The sequence below is a fragment of the Thermostichus sp. MS-CIW-40 genome (assembly GCF_054058315.1).
Map to the genome: position 1 here is coordinate 176,814 of NZ_JBSSAC010000001.1, position 19,324 is coordinate 196,137.

At 58.4% G+C, this 19,324-nt stretch carries 14 protein-coding genes, 1 tRNA gene and 1 pseudogene; 11 read left to right on the forward strand and 5 right to left on the reverse strand.

Features of this window, described 5'->3' with window-relative positions; translation table 11 throughout:
* Nucleotides 1-86 precede the first annotated feature (86 nt).
* The 4 genes from ACVWXF_RS00820 to ACVWXF_RS00835 all read left to right on the forward strand — a co-directional run bounded on the left by ACVWXF_RS00820 (nucleotide 87) and on the right by ACVWXF_RS00835 (nucleotide 4,277).
* Nucleotides 87-1,196: an RpoD/SigA family RNA polymerase sigma factor gene (locus ACVWXF_RS00820; RefSeq protein WP_457473377.1), complete on the forward strand. Its 1,110-nt coding sequence runs from the start codon at nucleotides 87-89 to the stop codon at nucleotides 1,194-1,196.
* A 676-nt stretch (nucleotides 1,197-1,872) separates the two neighbouring features.
* The gene (locus ACVWXF_RS00825; RefSeq protein WP_457395027.1) at nucleotides 1,873-2,805 is read left to right on the forward strand and encodes a COX15/CtaA family protein; all 933 of its coding nucleotides are present in this window, start codon (nucleotides 1,873-1,875) and stop codon (nucleotides 2,803-2,805) included.
* A 53-nt stretch (nucleotides 2,806-2,858) separates the two neighbouring features.
* Entirely contained in the window at nucleotides 2,859-3,851 is a 993-nt protein-coding gene (locus ACVWXF_RS00830; protein WP_414388552.1) for a heme o synthase, read from the forward strand.
* Between the two features lie 147 nt (nucleotides 3,852-3,998).
* Complete coding sequence (locus tag ACVWXF_RS00835; RefSeq protein WP_457473378.1) at nucleotides 3,999-4,277, forward strand: hypothetical protein; 279 nt, start codon at nucleotides 3,999-4,001, stop codon at nucleotides 4,275-4,277.
* 461 nt (nucleotides 4,278-4,738) lie between these two features.
* Here ACVWXF_RS00835 and ACVWXF_RS00840 read toward each other — a convergent pair.
* Nucleotides 4,739-4,811 (reverse strand) — tRNA-Ala (locus ACVWXF_RS00840).
* 253 nt (nucleotides 4,812-5,064) lie between these two features.
* On the opposite strand from ACVWXF_RS00840, the gene sppA reads away from it, so the two are divergent.
* From sppA to pheA, 4 genes are all read left to right on the forward strand, one after another.
* Complete coding sequence (gene sppA, locus ACVWXF_RS00845; RefSeq protein WP_457473379.1) at nucleotides 5,065-6,102, forward strand: signal peptide peptidase SppA; 1,038 nt, start codon at nucleotides 5,065-5,067, stop codon at nucleotides 6,100-6,102.
* A 44-nt stretch (nucleotides 6,103-6,146) separates the two neighbouring features.
* Complete coding sequence (alr, locus tag ACVWXF_RS00850) at nucleotides 6,147-7,421, forward strand: alanine racemase (protein WP_457473380.1); 1,275 nt, start codon at nucleotides 6,147-6,149, stop codon at nucleotides 7,419-7,421.
* A 183-nt stretch (nucleotides 7,422-7,604) separates the two neighbouring features.
* Nucleotides 7,605-7,973, forward strand: coding sequence for a late competence development ComFB family protein (locus ACVWXF_RS00855; protein ID WP_414330167.1), 369 nt, complete (start codon nucleotides 7,605-7,607; stop codon nucleotides 7,971-7,973).
* A 13-nt stretch (nucleotides 7,974-7,986) separates the two neighbouring features.
* The gene (gene pheA, locus ACVWXF_RS00860; protein WP_414389260.1) at nucleotides 7,987-8,973 is read left to right on the forward strand and encodes a prephenate dehydratase; all 987 of its coding nucleotides are present in this window, start codon (nucleotides 7,987-7,989) and stop codon (nucleotides 8,971-8,973) included.
* 256 nt (nucleotides 8,974-9,229) lie between these two features.
* Here the strand turns inward: pheA and ACVWXF_RS00865 are convergent, their stop codons facing one another.
* Nucleotides 9,230-10,087, reverse strand: a complete 858-nt coding sequence (locus tag ACVWXF_RS00865; protein ID WP_457473381.1) for a sulfite exporter TauE/SafE family protein — start codon at nucleotides 10,085-10,087, stop codon at nucleotides 9,230-9,232.
* A 342-nt stretch (nucleotides 10,088-10,429) separates the two neighbouring features.
* Here ACVWXF_RS00865 and ACVWXF_RS00870 point away from each other — a divergent pair, with 342 nt between their 5' ends.
* On the forward strand, nucleotides 10,430-12,148 hold the full coding sequence (locus tag ACVWXF_RS00870; RefSeq protein ID WP_457473382.1) for a transglutaminase domain-containing protein: 1,719 nt from the start codon (nucleotides 10,430-10,432) through the stop codon (nucleotides 12,146-12,148).
* Between the two features lie 32 nt (nucleotides 12,149-12,180).
* Complete coding sequence (locus tag ACVWXF_RS00875; protein ID WP_457402275.1) at nucleotides 12,181-12,408, forward strand: Uma2 family endonuclease; 228 nt, start codon at nucleotides 12,181-12,183, stop codon at nucleotides 12,406-12,408.
* A gap of 341 nt (nucleotides 12,409-12,749) precedes the next feature.
* On the opposite strand, the gene ACVWXF_RS00880 is transcribed toward ACVWXF_RS00875, so the two are convergent.
* Entirely contained in the window at nucleotides 12,750-13,814 is a 1,065-nt protein-coding gene (locus tag ACVWXF_RS00880) for a Gfo/Idh/MocA family protein (protein ID WP_011432295.1), read from the reverse strand.
* A gap of 109 nt (nucleotides 13,815-13,923) precedes the next feature.
* Nucleotides 13,924-15,501, reverse strand: coding sequence for a phospholipid carrier-dependent glycosyltransferase (locus tag ACVWXF_RS00885; RefSeq protein WP_457473383.1), 1,578 nt, complete (start codon nucleotides 15,499-15,501; stop codon nucleotides 13,924-13,926).
* 211 nt (nucleotides 15,502-15,712) lie between these two features.
* On the opposite strand from ACVWXF_RS00885, the pseudogene ilvB reads away from it, so the two are divergent.
* Nucleotides 15,713-17,512: pseudogene (gene ilvB / locus ACVWXF_RS00890) on the forward strand (biosynthetic-type acetolactate synthase large subunit); the annotation flags it as partial.
* 118 nt (nucleotides 17,513-17,630) lie between these two features.
* Here the strand turns inward: ilvB and ACVWXF_RS00895 are convergent.
* Complete coding sequence (locus ACVWXF_RS00895; protein ID WP_457441416.1) at nucleotides 17,631-19,238, reverse strand: glycoside hydrolase family 57 protein; 1,608 nt, start codon at nucleotides 19,236-19,238, stop codon at nucleotides 17,631-17,633.
* Nucleotides 19,239-19,324: the final 86 nt, after the last annotated feature.

Consider the following 19,324-nt stretch of genomic DNA (forward strand, 5'->3'; position numbering starts at 1 on the left):
TCCAAGCGGAAAAATCTCCGGACAAAAAAGAGGGTCATGATCGATTTTCGCTCGCAGCAGCAGCAGAAACCTTTTTAGACTGGGAGATGAAGTTCTCTCCTCACCTGGCCGTGGTTTTTTCTCGTCCTCATCCTGAACACTCTGTCTCTTCGCCTCAGGAGTTTGACGATCTCTGGTTCGACTCCGAGTCTGCCCCTCAAGACGACCTCGCAGAAGTTGACTCAGAGCCAGGGGCCGGCGGATCCCGGTTGAACGAGGACGCTGTCGATCACTACCTGAATACCATCGGTCGCGTGCCCCGCATCGATCACGCTGAGGAAATCGAGTTGTCGCGCAAAATTCAGCAAAAGCTCCTTATCGACCAAGCCCGGCAGGAATGGCGGCAACAGCGGGGGGAGGATCCCAGCGATGAGGCTCTGGCCGAGGCCCTGCAGATTTCCGTATCCACCCTTCGCTCCCGCATCCGACAAGGGGAGCAGGCTCAGCGCAAGCTGGTCAACGCCAACCTGCGCCTGGTGGTCAGTGTTGCCAAAAAATACCTCAATCGGGGGGTGCCGTTTTTGGATCTGATCCAAGAGGGCAATATCGGGTTGATCCGGGCCACCGAAAAATTCAATGCGGAGCGGGGGTTTCGCTTCAGCACCTATGCTCATTGGTGGATTCGCCAAGGCATTACCCGCTGCATTGCCAACCAAGCGCGGACGATTCGCCTGCCGGTACACATGGTTGACAAAGTACGCCTGCTCAAGCGCACCAACCGCGAGCTGATGAAGCTGCAGGGGAGGCGGCCCACCGAAGCGGAGCTGGCAGAAGCCTTGGGCATTAAAGTCAAGAAACTGCGCATGATCCAACAGGCTGCTGCTTTGCCCCTGTCGCTGGATGTGCCGGTCGGCCAGGAAGGAGAAAGCCGCCTTGGAGATTTGCTGCAAGATGAGCGGCAAGAGCAGCCCTTTCAAGGGATCCTCGTGCAATCCATGCAGCAGGATGTGCGTTCTGCCATGCAAACCCTGAAGCCGATTGAGAGGCAAGTGCTGGAGTTGCGCTATGGGTTAGACGGGCAACAGGCGAGAACCCTGCGGGAGGTGGGGGATCACTTCAACCTAACGCGGGAACGGATTCGTCAGATCGAGCGGGATGCCCTGCGCAAGTTGCGGGTGGGATATTCTTCGCGGGCTTTGGCTCAGTACATTCGCTAGTGGCTACAGGCCTGGCAGACCGATTTCCGGGCCAGCTTCTGCCCAGGGATAGCCTTTTTTCAATCTTCTTGGGTTGAACACCATAGCCCCTTGCAGCGGCGATGATAAGGATCCCTTATCCCCTGAGCCTATTGGGGCTGATGACCCCCCGGCTACCTCATCTTCACGACCAGAGCCAGTGGGAAGGACTTTGGCAGCTAACCTCTTTGGTCGTTGAGGAGTTGGCTGATCGGTTTCCTCTGGCGCTCAGGCATTGTAGTCATTCCAAACGAGATTGAGACACTCCCGCTGCCGCCCAAACGCTTCGCGCCGCTGCCGCGACCCCTCTCCCAGGGGGAAAAGGATTGGTCTGCTAGCTTGACTTCCCAGAGGTGCCTAGGATTCGGAACACCTGTGCGCCGAGAAAGAAATTCTTAAAAAGCCTTCGCCAGCCACAAAACCGCATTTAGGATTGGCTTCGAGGAATAGTCAGCGAGTAACCTGCGTCTTTGTTTCCAGATGGCCCGATACCAAGCCGGCTAGGCTTTTTCAGCCCAGCCTCTTTTTCAGCGCAGATGCTCGAGCCGTCAGCCCAGTCCTTGCTATGCCTTCAACTGCAATGGATTCTTCGATCTTTCATCAATCCCAACCTTCTTCCCAGCGGAATCCTGTGCTCTCAGACAAGCTTTCCCTGCGTATGGGACAAGCCCTACTGGGGTTAGCATTGGCCACTTGGCTGCTGATGGGGTTAGGCAGTGCCACCCGCGTCATGAATGCTGGGCTGTCTTGTCCAGATTGGCCCCTTTGCTACGGGGCAATTGTGCCCAGCCAGCAGATGAACCTACAAGTCTTTTTGGAATGGTTTCACCGCATGGTGGCTTCTGGGGTAGGCTTGGCTACGCTGGTTCTGATGGGGTTTGCTTGGCTGAAGCGTCAGGCATTGCCCACTTGGCTGCCCTGGGGTTTGAGCTGGGCTTTTGTTCTGGTCTTGACGCAAGGGATCCTGGGCGGGCTGACGGTCACGGAGCTGCTGCGCTTTGATATTGTGACGGCCCACTTGGGCACGGGCCTGCTGTTTTTTGCCACTTTGCTCACCCTGGGATTACTGATCTGGACAAGAGCCGGTTCTAAGGACTCCATCCTGCCGCTGCGACTGGGTGAAGGGCCATTTTCCGTCGGCTACTTGCCTTGGCTGGGCTTGGGGGCGGTGCTGCTGGTGTATGTCCAGAGCCTTCTGGGCGCCTTGGTGGCCTCCCAATGGGCGTTGCATCAATGCTTTGCTGCCGGCGAGCTGTGCTGGGTGATGAACAGCCACTTGCTGGGGGTTGCTCCGGCCACCCTTGGGGTGTTGGCGGTAGCGGTGGCCACCGGGCTGCGGCGCAAGCGGATCCCCCGCCTTCTCAAGTTCTTGGGCCATGGGTCTGTTGGCCTGCTGTTGGCCCAGGTGGGGATCGGTGTTTTGACCTATCATTACCGGCTGCAGGTAGAACCCCTAACGGTGGCCCATCAGATGATGGGGGCAGCTTTGCTGGCCTGTCTGCTGGGTTTTACGGTGCTGGCCTGGCGAATGCGAACCCAGGGGGAAGAAGGCCAGTGGATGGCCATGACCGCAGAAATGACCGGTGAGTGAATTTCATGCAAGATAGCGTTTTAGTCGACCGTCAGGCTTCCTACCAGAACCCGATGGGGGGGATCCCCTCTGAGCAGAGCCCATGTGCTCTGGGGTGCGAGCGCCAGGCGCTTGTCCAGGTTTTGCGCAGCTACAGCCAGTTGGTGAAGCCCAAGATCATCGCCCTCTTGCTGATGACGACGGCTGGGGCCATGTGGATGGCAGGCAACACCGACCCGTTCAGGTTTTTCATCACCCTTTTGGGGGGAGGAATGGCGGCGGCGGCAGCCAACGTCATCAACATGGTGTATGACACCGATATCGATCGGATGATGGAGCGAACCCGCCATCGTCCCCTGCCTTCCGGTCGAATCCGGGCGCGGGATGCTCTGATTTTTTCGGGGATCCTGGCTTTGGCTGCCTTTGGGTTGTTGGCTATTTTCACCAACCTGCTGGCTGCCGGTTTGGCCATGTCGGGGATCCTGGTGTATGTGGGGGTCTATACCCACTGGCTGAAGCGCTCCAGCACGCAAAATATTGTCATCGGTGGAGCGGCAGGAGCGATCCCACCTTTGGTGGGCTGGGCAGCAACCACAGGCGAGCTCAGCTGGGCCGCGTGGGTGATGTTCGCCATCATCTTTTTGTGGACTCCACCCCACTTCTGGGCTTTGGCCATTCTGAAGCGGGAAGACTATGCCCGTGCCGGGGTGCCGATGCTGCCGGTGGTAGCGGGCGAAAGACTCACTGCCGCACAGATTTTGCTCTACGCGCTGCTGATGGTTCCGGTCAGCCTGTTGCTGGTTTACCCCTTAGGGATGCTGGGATCCTTTTATCTGAGCGCGGCGGCGCTACTGGGATCCCTCTTGGTTTGGAAGGCGGTGCAGTTGCTGCAGGATCCCTGCGACCGAGATCGGGCGGCCTCGCTCTTCACGTTTGCCAACCTGTATCTGCTGCTGTTGTGCGGGGCCATGGGTCTGGATAGGTGGTCGTTAACCCACATCCTCTGGAGCCAGGCCACTGCGTCCCTCCAAGGGATTTACACCACCCTCATAGCGCTGGCCAGCTGACTTGCGCGAATGGGGGATCCCTGGGTTGATAACCCCTGTTGGCCAGCCGGTTTTTCCTCAAAATTGCGGCCCATTCTCAGAGAGTGACACTCCATACCGTGCAGGGTAGAGTGAGCTAATCATTAGCAAAGCAAGACACACCCGGCCATGACCAATGAGGAAATTGAGACGCGGTTTGTCCAGTTGGCCGAAGCTGTGACCAGGGTGGCCAATACAGTTGCCCAGGTTACCGATGCTCAGCTTGCCTTGCAGACCCTTTCAGGGCGTCTCGCTGAGGTTGTCCTGGAATTGCGGCAGGAAGTGCGGGAATTGCGGCAGGAGCTGAGAGAATTGAGGCAGCGGCAGGCTGAATCGGATCAACGCTTTGAGGTTCTCCTTCAGGAAATCCGCTTCTTAATCCGCCGTCAGGGAGAGGAGCAAGCGTGAGTTGGGAAATCGCCTGGTGGAAGCCCCTGAGATAGGTCAGGATCCTCTCCGTGGAAAGGGTGAAAACAGCGGAGGATCCCTTGCTGCCTAAGGTTTGCTCCCAAGCAGAATACTTTCATTATTTCAAACAGCAATGAAACGGCTTGCTGCGTCGATCCCTAACTCCCTTCTCCCAGGGGGAGAGAAGCCGGAGGTGAGGGAAGGCCGCCTTACAGGAGAGGAGTTGGGGGTAGATTTTGCCGAGCCTTTGTGGACACTTAAGAAGCCCAGAAGCCTTGCTGGATAGGACTGTCTGGGCTTGGGGAGATGTTGCTGAACCGTTTCGCAACGCATAGTCACTTATCTCACCGTCAAGGTGAAACAAACAACCGCTTGCTTCCTGCTAAGGCCTCCGGCCCGCTAGCGCAAGCAGTAGAAATAGATGGTAATAGAAGCCACGACTGCTATCGGCCCTCTGGGGATGGAGCTTAGCGGACTTGAACCGCTGACCCCTTCAATGCCATTGAAGTGCTCTACCAACTGAGCTAAAGCCCCAATCACTTGGCTTCGAGCCAGAATCGCGCTCAAGGATCCTACCCTCTACTCCAGCTTACACTAGCAACCTGCAGAAGATGCCTCAGCGGTAAAAAACGCTGGAACCTGATCGTAAATAAGTGGAGGATCCTTGTCAATAGCTTGGATGGCTCAACCGAGATGAGGAGTTTGCTTGGTTCTCAGCCTTTTGGTGTCAGACGTTGCGAGAAGCCCACGGGGTGGTAGAACGGAGTCAGTGGCAATTGAGGGGCCTGTGACACAAGAAACTCAGCTTAACCGCATTTTGGCGGCTTCTTTGCTGGTCGTCTGCCTTATTGCGGCCATTGTCGGGGGCACGCGCCCTGCCCCAGAGCCTACCCGAGGCGGGGTTGGCCTAGAGGCTGCACGGGGGGCGGAGCGCATCGAGGTGGTCACCCTGGAAGGAACGATAGGCGGCCCAGGGGGTTCGACTTTGGTAGGCCTGCCCACTTCTCCTGTGGAACAGTTGCGGGAGGCAGCACGGGATCCCTCTGTCAAGGCTGTATTGCTGCGCATCAACAGTCCCGGCGGAGCTGTGGGATCCAGCCAGGAACTCTACCGTGCCGTAACTGCTCTGCACGAGGCGGACAAGCCGGTGATCGCTATCCTAGAAAACATTGCTGCCAGTGGGGGGTACTACGTGGCCAGCGCTGCCGACAAAATCTATGCCAACCCTGGCACCCTGACCGGCAGCATAGGGGTTATCATCAGCGGCCTCAGCTTTGGTAAGTTGCTGGAGAGCTACGGCATAGAGCCGCAGACCTTCAAAACCGGCGAGTACAAAGACCTTCTCTCTCCTTTCCGCAGTGCCACTCCTCAAGAGCAGCGCCTTCTGCAAAACTTGGTGGAGGACACTCTTGAGCAGTTCATTCGCGATGTGGCCCAAGGACGCCAGCACTTGCCAGAAAAGGCAGATGAGGTGCTGGAAGCAGAGATGATCGCGCGACGGCAGAGCTTGGATGAAGACCGGGTGCGACAATTGGCCGATGGACGCATCTTCACCGGGGCGCAAGCTGTGGAGGTGGGCTTGGTGGATGCTTTGGGGGGGTACACGGAGGCGGTGGAGGATCTGCGGCGCATGACCGGGGATCCCTCTTTGTCACCGGCGGGTGAGGGAGAGGGTTTCCAACGAGTCCTGCGACGCCTGTTAAGCCAAGGACTGTCCTCGCAAAGGCAAGCCGCTTGGCTGGGCCGGCTGTTGGAGAGCAACGAGGCTGTTGGGATCCCAGACGTGCCGTTGCTGTGGATGGCGCCGGAGTGGACTTTGCGCTAAACCTAAATCTAATCAGGACGGGTTTTGGGTGTGGGGGGTGAACGGTGAATCGAGAACCGGTCGCGCCGGCGGCGCAGGGCACTTTGAGAGCAGCTGCTCTGGGAGTGCAGGGCAATACTTGGAGAGAGGGATCCCAGAAGGCCAATTCCTTGGCGGAGCTGGATTGGGCCATCGACCTGGAGCTGTTGACCAGTCGGGCTTGGGTGGAAATTGACGCAGCCCAGCTGCGAGAAAACCTGCGGCTGTTGCAGAGGCGCCTAGGCTCAAACGTCGAGATCTGGGCGGTGGTGAAGGCCAATGCCTACGGGCATGGGGCGCAGTTGGTGGCTCCCGTGGCTGTTGCGGCTGGTGCCAAGGGGCTGTGTGTGGCCACCCTGGCCGAAGGGATCGAGTTGCGGCAAACGGGGCTGCAGGCTCCGATTCTGGTGTTGGGAGCTTTGAATACCTGGGCAGAACTACAGCAGGCCATGGCAGCCCGGTTGGAGGTCAGCCTCACCTGCACAGACCAAATCCCGCTGATGTGTCAGGTAGCCCGTTGGGCCGGGCGACCCATCCCGGTGCATGTCAATGTGGATACGGGTATGACCCGTTTGGGGATCCCCTGGAAGGAAGCTGCAGCCGTGTGGGGGCAGATTTGTCGGATCCCGGAGCTGGAAGGCTGTAGCTTGTTTTCCCATTTGGCGACGGCGGACGAGCCCCATTCTCCAGTCATGGAACAGCAGCACGCCCGCTTTGCCCAGGTGGTGGAACAGATCCGCCAAGCCGGGGATCCCTTACCGGCGCTGCATCTGGATAACTCAGCCGGTGCTTTAACCCATCTCCACTACTCCCGTGTGCGTTTGGGGTTGGTCCTCTATGGCCTGTCCCCTGCCCCTCACTTGCCGGTGCCAGGTCTGCAGCCAATTCTGCGGCTCAAGGCGCGGCTGTCCCACATCCAAACTGTGCCTGCTCAAACTGGCGTGAGCTATGGGCATCGCTACATCACCTCTCGCCCCAGTCGCATTGCCACTCTGGCCATCGGCTATGCGGATGGGATCCCACGGCGGCTTTCCGGCTGGCTGCGAGGATGGGTGCGCGGCGGCTTGATCCAACAGGTGGGCACAATCACGATGGATCAATGTATGTGGGATGTAACCGAGAGGCCGGATATCCAGGTGGGGGATGTGGTGGAGCTGCTGGGCCCCAATCTGGCAAATGCGGGTTTATCTGTGCAGGATTGGGCCGATCAGTTGGGTACTATTTCCTATGAGTTGCTGTGTGGACTTTCTGCCCGTCTGCCGAGAGTGTTGGTTAATTCTCTGGGTTTTGATGATGCCTGACACGACAGATTGGATTGCCTCAAGCACGGATAGGAGCGGGCCAGAGGCTGTTCGCGTCGGCAGCAGAGGGCTTGACTTGACGTGTCAACAGAGAGTAGAGCAGCATCGAAGGTAATCGAGGGCACTCCTGATCACTGAAAACAGTGACTTGGCGGCGGATTCGGTTCCCATTGGGAGGTAGCGATGGCGGAGCAACATAAGCCTCTGAAGAGCCTGGAAAATCAAATGGAACGGGCTGTTCTGGAGATGGTCAATGAAATCCTGCTGATGGAGAGTCAACAGCGCTACTGCTTCTGCGAGAAATTCTGTAACGATGCTGCCGCCCTGGCTTTGAACAACCTCCAGCCTCGATACGCCACCAGTTTTCACGGCTCTCTCCGAACTTTAGAAGCCATTCAAGCGGATCAGGAGTTGCAGAGGCTGATCCGGTTGGAGGTGGTGAAGGCCATGGACAAGGTGGCGGCCAATCCCCGTTGCCCGGAGCCTGAATGTCCTTTGCTGCTGCGCGACGCCGAGACGATAGAGTTAGAACTGGCCCCTAGCGACAATTGAAGGAATGGCTCTGATGGAGCTGCGCTCCGCTGGCGCGAACGTTTCCCCTTCGCCGGTGGCCTTTCTTGGCCCTGCTGGAACCTACACAGAGTTGGCAGCTTTGCTGGCCTGCCCTGAGCAGCCTCACCTGCACAGCCAGGGATCCCACCCCTTAGTGCCTTATCCAACGATCAGCGCCTGTCTAGAGGCGGTAGCTGCCGGCCAGCAACAATGGGCGGTGGTGCCGGTGGAAAACTCGGTGGAGGGGGGGGTCTCGATGACCTTAGACGCCCTCTGGCAACTGGAGGGGCTAGGGATCCGGCAGGCGCTGATCCTGCCCATTCGCCATGCCCTCATCGGACGTGCCTCGCGGTTGGAGCAAATTGAGCAGGTCTACTCCCACCCGCAAGCTTTGGCCCAATGTCAGGCTTGGCTGAGATCCCATCTGCCCCAGGCCACTTTGATCCCAACCCGCTCGACCACCGAAGAATTGGATCGCCTGCAGGAGCAGCCCAGCGCCGCCGTCATCGCCTCAGAACGAGCTGCCACCCTCTACCAACTGCCGGTCTTGGCCTGCCCGATCAACGATCACCCCGACAATTGCACTCGCTTTTGGGTTATTGGCCGTGCGCCGCTCTCGCGTTCCGGTCAACAGGGTGAAACCTCTGCCGATCCTGCTTCTCCGGGGGGATCCCATACTTCCTTAGCCTTCAGCCTCCCCCACAACGTGCCGGGAGCGCTGCTGAAACCTCTGCAAGTGTTTGCGGAGCGAGGCCTGAATATGTCTCGCATTGAGTCGCGCCCCACCAAAAAATCGGCAGGGACGTATGTCTTTTTTGTCGATTTGGAGAACCCTATCGGCCAACCCTATTTGGATGCCGAGGTGGTTGCGGCGCTGGAATCAATTGCTGAAACCTTGAAGCTCTTCGGCAGCTACCCTGTGCATGACCTCTGCAAACAAGGGGATCTATCCCAAGTAGCAAAAGCCCTGCCCTCTGAGGGGAAAGCGCGTCCAGCGTAGCCAAGTCTTTCAAACCGTTGAATCCATCTGAGTCATCAGGCCCGAAAGCTGGGAGCGACACCCGATAGAGTCATTTCAGGTTAGGGTGAGACGCCTGGGCTGCTGATCGCGCCAGCGGGACGGAGTCCTTGAAAAGCCTTCTGGATCAGTGCATGCAACATTTTGGGTTTGAGTTCAGTGTCCCAGTTTAAATCCAAATGACCGTAGCTTGGAACCAGGACTGCTGTCCCGAGCACTGGGGCAGACCAGGATCACTTCACAGAGCTCGATAACCTTGCCAGGCTTGCCAAAAAATGTAAAGAGAAAGAATGACCAGGAAGCCCCGAAACAACAGACTGACGGTTTCATCGGGCAATTTGGGCAGGGTGCGTGTGCTAATCTGTACACCGATTAACCCCCCTGTGCCCAAGATTAAACCTGGGATCCAGAGCACATTCTGGTGGATGGTGCCGTCCCCGAACCCCAGGCCATTCCAGATCCAATCGCTGAGGCCCGCATGGCTGGCAGTGGCAGCAACTGCTGTGATCACAATGGCCCCCAGACTGGTCTGAATCGCCACTTTGATTGTCTCTTTCAGCAGCAGGATCTGCATTGGCACCAGGATCACCCCACCGCCGATGCCAAACAGCCCGGCCAACAAACCGGCAGTGCCGCCGGTCAGGGCGCGGGCTAACCAGGGAGACATCTGCCCTGAGGACTCCGTCCCGCTGAGGTGCTCGGCATCGCTGACGTCAGCCCCCAATTCTTGGGCCTGGATAACCACCTTTTTGTTGAGTTGCACCAGGTAAGTGTTGGCCAGCAGCAACACTCCAAACGCTGCCAACAGCAGATAGCTGGGAAGGCGACTGGCGATAATTGCTCCTACTTGAGCCGTAAGCAACGCTGGGATCCCCAGCAGGATCACCCGTTTCAAATCAAGCATGCCCATCCGCCAGTTTTGGATGCTGCCCGCAATCGAGGTCATAACAATGGAAAGATTGCTGGTGGCTGCAGCTTGAACCGGTGGTATCCCCAAGCTGACCTGTAAGGGCACCAGGATCACGCCACCGCCAATGCCCAGCACCCCGGCCAGGATCCCTGCCACCAGGCCGCCAATTGCCAAGGCCAACTCCATCTCCTACCACTCCCCACCGCTGCTCTATCTTGCTGGCCAAAAAGCCGCCATCATCGTAACATTCTCCAGTCCTGGCAAGACTAGCAGGGATACATCGGTCGAGAAGCCTTGGGTGTGGGGTTGAAAAGAGGCGCATCATAATAATGTTGGACAGTAAATATTGGACAGTCGTACCGCCTTGGTGCAGATCGCGCCAGCATGTCAACTTCATCCATAGGCAAGGAAGCCTTCATGGTTGCCATCCATCCGGCAAATGATCTGGGTGCTCTGAAAAATCTAGGTTCCACGGCAAGAGGATCCCAGCCTGCTTGGTGGCCTCCATCTGGGCGGCAACAGGGAACTGTGGCCCCTCTGCAACCTCTGGGGCTGGTTGCTTTGGAAGGTTTGGCCACCTGGGGAGATCGCCTGTTGGGCTTGGATCGGGTGAGGGGCTATTTGGTGGAAATTCAAGAGCACAACACCCTGCTGCTCAATCCCCATCATGTCCATTCTTTCCAAGGCGCTTACGGTTTGTGGGTAGAGTCAGAAGGGGATCAAGCGTGGATTTGGCTCAGTCGGGAGCAAGAGGGGCAAATCTTGCGCATTCCCATGTCCGCTCTGCAGCAACCGGGATCCCTGGAAGCCTTTCCAGTGTGTAGGTGCCCCTACCCTATCGAAGGGATCGCCCTCTGGAGCGATCCCCACACGGGAAACCGCTACCTCTATGCCACCTGCTACCGACGGGAAAAAATCCTGCAACTGGATCCCAGCCGTGGTCTCATCGTGCAGGAGATGCCTGCCCCTGGGGTTGGCCGAGAACAGATTGCGGTGCAGGGAGACTACCTCTGGGTGAGCGATCGGGTGGAAGAGACGATCTACGTGCTGGAGCGCCAGACCGGGCGAGAATTGGCCCGCATCCTCACCCCTTCTCCTGGGCCAACAGGCTTGGCCCATTGGCGGGGGCAACTCTGGGTGGCCTATGCCCACGAAGAAGCCTATATCCACGACAACCCCAACGCTCCAGATCCCTTGTCGGTGGCCCTGCGCGATAAAACCTGGGTGGCCCCCCTACGCCTGCGGCCTTTGGATCCCCCTAGCTCCCCCGACCCCTCTGGCGGCAGTGGAACCGAGGCCGAGGATTCCCCCATTGCCTGTCCGGTAGTTTTTCAGCCCCAGCGTCTGGGGGAACGCGCCACCTACACCCTCTCCCACGGCTATCGGGTGGAGCTGACCTATGTGGAAGAAATTGCCCAAGAAGAGCCGCGCTTCCTGCCCGATTTGGTCTGGCGAATTGCCTTGCCCTGCAACAGCCTTCGCCAACGGGTGCGCAGCCTGCACTGGGTAGGTCTGCCGTTTGAAGTGGAAGAGCAATCTGGCCAACAGGTGGCGGTGTTTTCGCTGGGATCCCTGGGGGCCCATGAGGTGCGCTTGTTTGGCTGGCGGGCGGTGTTGGATCTCTACAGCATCAAGTACTGCATCGATCCGCTGGATGTAGAAGATGCCGTCGTGCCCCCAGACCTACGGGATCGCTACTTGGTGGACGATGACTACCTGGCCATGGACACCTCGATTGTCCGAGAGGCAGCGCGGCGGGCCGTCGGCAGCGAGACCAACTTGCTGCGCAAAATGCTCAATATCCGGGCCTATGTTTACGACAAGCTCTCCTACCGGGTCACCTCTCGCATCGATCCGCCGGATGAGGTTTTGCGGCGTGGCTCCGGTTCTTGTGGCGAATATGTGGGGGTGCTGTTGGCTTTGGCCCGCCTCAATGGAATCCCTTGCCGCACGGTGGGGCGCTACAAATGTCCTCCCCATCCAGAACTGAAAGGGATCCCGCTGTTTCCCCAGTACAACCACGTGTGGATTGAGTTTTATCTGCCCGGCTGGGGTTGGGTGCCGATGGAGTCGAACCCCGACGATCGGGGGGAGCGCCCCTATTCGCAGCGCTACTTCATGGGCTTGCCCTGGACCCATGCCGAGATCGCCAAAGGGATCCCTTTCGAGACGATCAACACCGACCAAGCCTCAATTGGGGAGCTGGCCATTAACCATGTGCAGTTTCGCATCTTAGAAGAAATTTGAAAGGCGAATAGAGTGAGAAAACGGGCCTGAGATTGGCCAACACTGCTCCGGGAGTGATTTTTGCCGAAGATGACGATGTGGCTCCTGATGTGGTGTGGGTAAGCCGCTCTCGACTGAGAACAGCGTTAGGGGCGGATGGCAAACTCCACAGTGCCCCAGAATCGGCGGTAGAAGTGCTGAGCCCTGGAGCTCGCAATATTGGCCAAGATAAGCAAACTAAGCTCAAGCTTTACAGTCGGCTTGGGCTACAGGAGTATTGAGTGGTGGACTGGCAACAGCAACAAGTGGAAGTCTACCGGCGTCAGCAAAGGCAGTTGGTGTTGATCAAAACTTGCTTGGGAAAGATGAATTGGACTCGAATTGGACTCGCCGTTGCTGCCGGGGCTTGCGTGCCCGATTTCACAGCTGTGGATGCCACCTCTTGCCTGAGTCTGGTGGGAGCCCCATTGCTCGCTCGAAAAGCTGCCACCCGAATGGGGAGCTGTCAATAGAGCTGCACTCCGCGGGCGCGAATGTCGCTTTTTCTTCCCCAGCCTGATGCTGGAATGGCTATGGGGGCCAACAACAGGGCTCTGCCCCCATCTGGGGCTTGCGTTAAAGACTAGGATAGGAGACTACGGCGGGGCTTGGCTTCGCTCCAGGCACATCCATCCAAAGCAATCCGCTCTACCTCCGAGGCCAGCCTCAAAGCTTTCAGGGCCTGTTCCCCACCTACGGAAGGTTGGTTGCCTCCCCGCACGCAGTTGATGAAGTGCTCCAGTTCGGCATGCAGCTTGTCGATATTGTCGGTGTGGACTTTCTCAATCAAACAATCCCGCTGGTAGGGCATTTGGCCGTAGTCGCTGGTGCTGCCGACGGATCCCTGGCGGTACACCGAGATCTCATTGTGTAGAAAATCTGCTTCTACCAAGGCATTCTTGCAGTGGACGGCAATTTTGCGCACCTTGCGGTGGGTGACCTTGCTGGCAGTGAGGGTGGCGATGGCACCGTTGGCAAAAGTGAGAGTAGCCGTGACGTAGTCCAGGTAGCCCAGCTTGGAGATGCGGTTGCCGCTGGCGGTAATCTGGGTCACGGGAGATGGGATCAGCTCCAGCAACAGATCGATGTCGTGGATCATCAAGTCGAATACCACCGACACATCGCTGGCGCGGTCGGAATAGGGGCTGAGACGGTGAGCCTCGAAAGCCAGAGGTTCTTCACTTTGCAAGACTTGGCCCAGCTTTTGGAAAACAGGGCTGAAGCGCTCGATGTGCCCCACCTGCAAAATACAATTGCAATCGGCAGCTCGGTTCACCAGCGATTCTGCTTCGCTGATGCTGGCAGCGATGGGCTTTTCGATCAGCACATGTACCCCGGCCTCCAGGCAGGCCATACCCACCTCGTGGTGCAGAACCGTCGGCACGGCAATGGCCACGGCAGCTACATGGGGCAGCAGATCGCGGTAGTCCTCATAGAAATGAACGCGGTGGCGGCTGGCCACATCCAATCCCCGTTCCACGTTGATATCCGCTACCCCCACGACCCGCACATCCTTCATCAGGCTGAAAACGCGGGTGTGGTGCTGGCCCATGTTGCCTACCCCGATCACCCCAACCGGGACAGCTTGCTCTGAATAAGCCAGTGGACGGCGGGGAGAGTTGGCAGAACTCGGGCAAGATCGGGCCATGACGTTTCCACTACCTCCACCACAAGGGTTTCGCGAACCTCGCTCCATCTTTCGGTAACGGAGCGCCGCATTTCACGAAACAAACTTCACAAAGCTTACCATGCCTCCCTTAGATCCAGTTCAAGCCGGGGATGGGCGGCAGGTGCAGCGGGGGCTGTTGGCAGGATTGGGGGCTGAAACAGAACAGCGGCACCGGGCTAGAGCGAAACCACATGCGGGCGTAGAATCCGCTTGGACTGAGGGGCAGGCCAAGCCAAACGGGGAAAAAGAAGACAAAGGACGCCAAAACCAAGGCCACCGCCGTGATGCTCGCCCCGCGCCAAAAGCGGCGATAGCTCTGCCAGCCCAGCAGCACCAACCAAGCCAGGGCTAGGGTGCTAAACGCCAGGGCGCTCATGTAGTGGTAGATAAAAACGCAGCGGCTGACCCTAAACCAAGGCAGGTAATTGGCCGCATAGCCGATCAAAATGAAGGCTTCGAGACCGTGAAAGTGGCGGATCCCTCGCCAGACGAGCACCAAGATGGATCCCGTGCCCAGCCACCACAGCCAAGGATTGCCCAAGCCATGAACAGCTTGCCAGAGGTTGCCCTGACTGCTGAAGTAGTAGGCCACGGGGCGGCCCAGGATCGGCCAGGACCAAGCTCCTGCCGAGGCCAAGGGGGTGGTCAGCCAAGGACGCAAAGCCGGGAACCAAGCCACCAGGGATCGCAAGCTGGTGGAGCAGTAGGGGTGAACAGGCGTCTCTTCGTCCACCACCAGGTGGGCCGCCATGTGTCCGCCGTAGATGGATTGGTTGATGAGTACCAGGGATCGGAAATAATTCTGGATGCCCGTCCAGCTCCAATCCAGAGTTAGTCCCTGTTGGGGATTCAGCTGCAGGTGCGGGATCCACTGAATGGCATAAAAGGCCAGCGGAGCGAGGACGAAGCAGAACGCATAGTGCCACCAGCGCAGATGACGAATCTGGCTCAAAATGCCCAACCGTGGGATCCACTGCGGGCGCAGCCAGACCACCCCCCAGACGAGGATCCCCAACAGAGCAAACATGAAGGTAAACCAGAGGCCATTCCACTTCACCGAAGCTGCCGCCCCCAACAGGATCCCGGAGCAAGCAAAGTGAGCAGCCCGTCGCCAACCTTGGTCTTCTAGACCTCTCAGCAACAGAATGGTCGCTGCCAGCCCAAAGGCTACCAGATACACGTTGATCAGGCCAAAGCGGGATTCCACCAGAAACACCCCATCGGTCAGCAGCAAAACCCCGCTCAACAGAGCAAAGCCCACGTGGTAGGTGAGGCGGTAGGCTAAACCGGTCAGCAACAGAGGGATCAGGGATCCGCAAAAAGCAGTGGCGAAGCGGAATCCCCACTCGTTGCGGCCAAACACCTGAATGCTAAGGGCAATGAAGTACTTGCCCAAGGGGGGATGCACATCGTAAAAAGGCTTGCCATCCAAGTAATTCTGGGCAAACTCCGGGAAGTACACCTCATCGAACACAGGTGCCGGGAACTCGTCCAGCCGCCACAGGCGCAACCCCAGACCCACCAGAAAGATCCCCAGCGCTCCCCATACCAGCCACTGTCGGGATCCCACAGCACTGTGCGGGGATCCGAGGATGGGCACAGCTAGCAGCAAGCTGCCCTGAGACCGCTCCGGCCCGGGGTCAATGGGGGTTGGCTCTCCAGTCATGGATAGGGCACTCTCAACACTCCGGCGAGGATCCCTAGAGATCCCCAGTGTTACTTTAGCCGACCGTGAAAGTCTAAGCGATTCCAAAGCAAACCACTGCTAGACTGTAGAATTAAATACAAAGTTGGCCAACTTCTGGCCAGTACCCTGTCTGCGCTGGCGCTCCTGAGAGCGGGCGTTTGACGTTCGGTCATCTCAGTGGGGAGGAGACACCGTGGCGACTGGTGGATATGCGTTGGTGGACAGCCTGCACCGGCATGGGGTGCAACACATCTTTGGCTATCCGGGGGGAGCCATCCTCCCCATCTACGACGAGCTGTACAAAGCCGAGTCTCAGGGGCTGCTCAAACATTACCTGGTACGCCACGAACAAGCGGCTGCCCACGCCGCCGACGGATATGCTCGCGCCACCGGCAAGGTGGGGGTGTGTTTTGCTACCTCTGGCCCAGGGGCGACCAACCTGGTGACGGGCATCGCCAACGCCATGATGGACTCTGTACCCATGGTGGTCATCACTGGGCAGGTACCTCGCCATTTGATCGGCACCGACGGCTTCCAGGAGACAGACATCTTTGGCATCACCCTGCCGATTGTCAAGCACTCCTACGTCGTACGGGATCCGCGCCAAATGTCTCGGATCGTGGCAGAGGCTTTTCACATTGCCGGGACAGGGCGGCCCGGGCCGGTGCTGATCGACATCCCCAAAGATGTGGGCCTGGAAGAGTTTGACTATCAACCCGTCAGCGAGATCAACATCCCCGGCTACAAGCCCACCGTGCGTGGCAACCCACGGCAAATCCATGCGGCGGCCAAGCTGATCCTGCAGGCCAAGCGGCCCTTGCTGTATGTGGGAGGTGGGGCGATCATCTCCGGTGCCCACGCCGAAATTGCCGAGCTGGCCCACACCTATCGGATCCCGGTGACCACCACCCTCATGGGCAAAGGGGCTTTCGATGAGAACGATCCCCTGTCGGTGGGGATGCTGGGCATGCACGGCACGGCCTATGCCAACTTCGCCGTCACCGAGTGCGACCTGCTCATTGCGGTGGGGGCCCGCTTTGACGATCGCGTGACCGGCAAGCTAGATGAATTTGCCAAGCACGCCAAAGTCATTCACATCGACATCGACCCAGCCGAGGTGGGCAAAAACCGTGCGCCCGATGTGCCGATTGTAGGGGATGTGCGCACTGTTCTGGTGGAGATGCTGGCTCAACTGAGCAAAATGCCTTCTACTCCAGGCCTAACTCAGGCCTGGCTGGATCGGATCGAGCGCTGGAAGCGGGACTATCCCCTGCAGGTGCCCAGCTACGAAGGCGTGATTGCCCCCCAACAGGTGATCGATGCCTTTCGTCGTCATGCTCCCCACGCCTACTACACCACCGATGTTGGCCAGCATCAGATGTGGGCGGCGCAGTTTCTGCGCAACGGGCCGCGCCAATGGATCTCCAGTTCTGGGCTGGGTACTATGGGCTACGGGTTCCCGGCGGCGATGGGAGTCAAGGTAGCCCTGCCTCACGAAGAAGTCATCTGCATCAGTGGCGATGCCAGCTTCCAGATGAACATGCAAGAGCTGGGCACAGTGGCTCAGTACGGCATTGCCACCAAAGTGGCCATCATCAACAACGGCTGGCAGGGCATGGTGCGGCAGTGGCAGCAGGCCTTCCACGGCGAGCGCTACTCCCACTCGGATATGTCTCCCGGAATGCCGGATTTTGTCAAGCTAGCCGAGGCTTTTGGGGTAAAAGGGATCCGCGTCGATCACCCCGATCAACTGGAAGATGCCATCCAGGAGATCCTCAAGCACGAGGGGCCGGTAGTGGCCGACTTTGTGGTCAAGCGGGACGAAAACTGCTACCCGATGGTGCCTGCCGGCAAAGCTAACTATCAGATGATCGGGCTGCCGGAGAAGCGGCAACTGGAACAAGCCGCCGAGCTGATCTACTGCCCCAATTGCGGCACCAAAAACCCCACCCTGCACAAGTTTTGCGCCGAGTGCGGCACCAAGCTCTAGAATCGGTGGCCTGGCCATCCGGCTAGGAAAGGTGGGATCCCAAGCTCTCTCTGCCGACTCCTGACCCTCACCCCCAGCCCTTCTCCCAAAGGGAGAGGAGAGTTGGGATCAACACTGCTTAGAGGGGTCGGTAAACCCGGTAGTTGATATTGGGGAAGATGTTGTCCATGTATTCCACCTTGGCCAGCCACTGCTCCTCTTCAGGGGTGGCTTTTTCTCGCCGAAACTGACCCTCTTTGATCTTCTCGTAGAGGTGGTTGAAGCGCAGCAGATGGGACTTGGTGCGGCGCACTGCATAGGGAACCATCGTCCCTGTGCGCATGATAAAAGCCCAGTCAGACGATTGAGCCAGTAGCAATTCTCGCGCCGCCTGGTTCAAGGCCCGCCATTCTAGGTCATCGGCAGGCTCGCGACGGCTCAGCTCGATCATCCGCTCGGTGGCCTTGTGCAGGTGGGGGTAGATCCAGGCGTTGGTGGGGTTGAGCCAGTACTCGTGGAAGCCGCGCGCCCCCCAACTGGACTGGGCAGGTTTGCACACCTGCTGGGTGGGGTTCTCCCGCAGGTACTCCGCCAGGTGAGTCATGCGGTAGGTGTTTTGGTCGAAGTAGCTCTTGCGGATGAGAAAATCCAAAAACCAAGGGCCCTCGTACCACCAGTGGCCGAACAACTCCGCATCGTAGGGGGCCACCACCAGCGGCGGGCGGCCCATGACGCTGTACAAATATTCGATTTGCCGCTGGCGGTTGAACATAAAGTTGCCCGCATGCTCTGCCGCTTTCTCCCGCGCCCAATAGGGGTCGTAAAGCTGCTTTTGCCCCAGGTCCAGGTTGCGCCCGGTGATGCGGTGGTACTTGATGCCAGTATTTTTTCGTTGGCCGTTGGGCATGATGTAAGGCTTGATGTACTCGTAGTCGGCTTCATACCCCAGGTCTTTGTAGAACTCGCGGTAAACCGGATCCCCTGGATAGCCCACCTCTGCCGACCACACCTGCTGCGAAGACTCGTGATCCCGCCCGAAAACGGCAACGCCGGTCTCGGTAAAAATGGGGGCGTACATGCCGTAGCGGGGCCGTGGCTTGGCATAGAGAAGACCATGGGCGTCGGTGATCATGTAGCGCAGGCCGGCATCGGCAATCATCCGCTCCAGCCCTTGGTAGTAGGCGCATTCCGGCAGCCAGATCCCCCGCGGCCATTGGCCAAAGTGCTCGTTGTAGTGCTCACAAGCTACAATCAACTGCGCCCAGACTGCCTGCGGGTACATCTGCATCAAGGGCAGGTAGCCGTGGGTAGCCCCACAGGTGATGATCTCCAGGTTGCCGCTGTCTTGAAACTGCTTAAAAGCTCGCACCAGATCCCGGTCGTAGCGCTCCCAGAGATCCCGCACTATGGCAAACTGCTTGATGTAGTGCTCCGCCAGGTAGCGAATGTGGCCGTTGGTGGCGTTTTTGTCGTACTCCAGCTGGGCCAGCTCTTCCAATTTGGTTAGGTAGTGGTCGTAGCGCTCCTGCAGCAAGGGATCCCGCAGCATCGACACCAAGGGCGGCGTCAGGGACATGGTGAAGCGAAAGTCGATGCCATCTCGCTGTAGCCCCTCGAACATGTGCAGCAGCGGCACATAGGTCTCCGTGATGGCTTCGTAGAGCCATTCTTCCTCCAGCACAAAGTCTTGCTCAGGGTGGCGCACAAACGGCAGGTGCGCGTGGAGTACCAAGGCGAGATAACCCATGGCAGCCGGGGATCCTTACAGACAGGGAAAGATAACGGAGCAGACTTACCCTTCTCAGCAGCAAATCTGTAGAGAAGGCTAAGCCC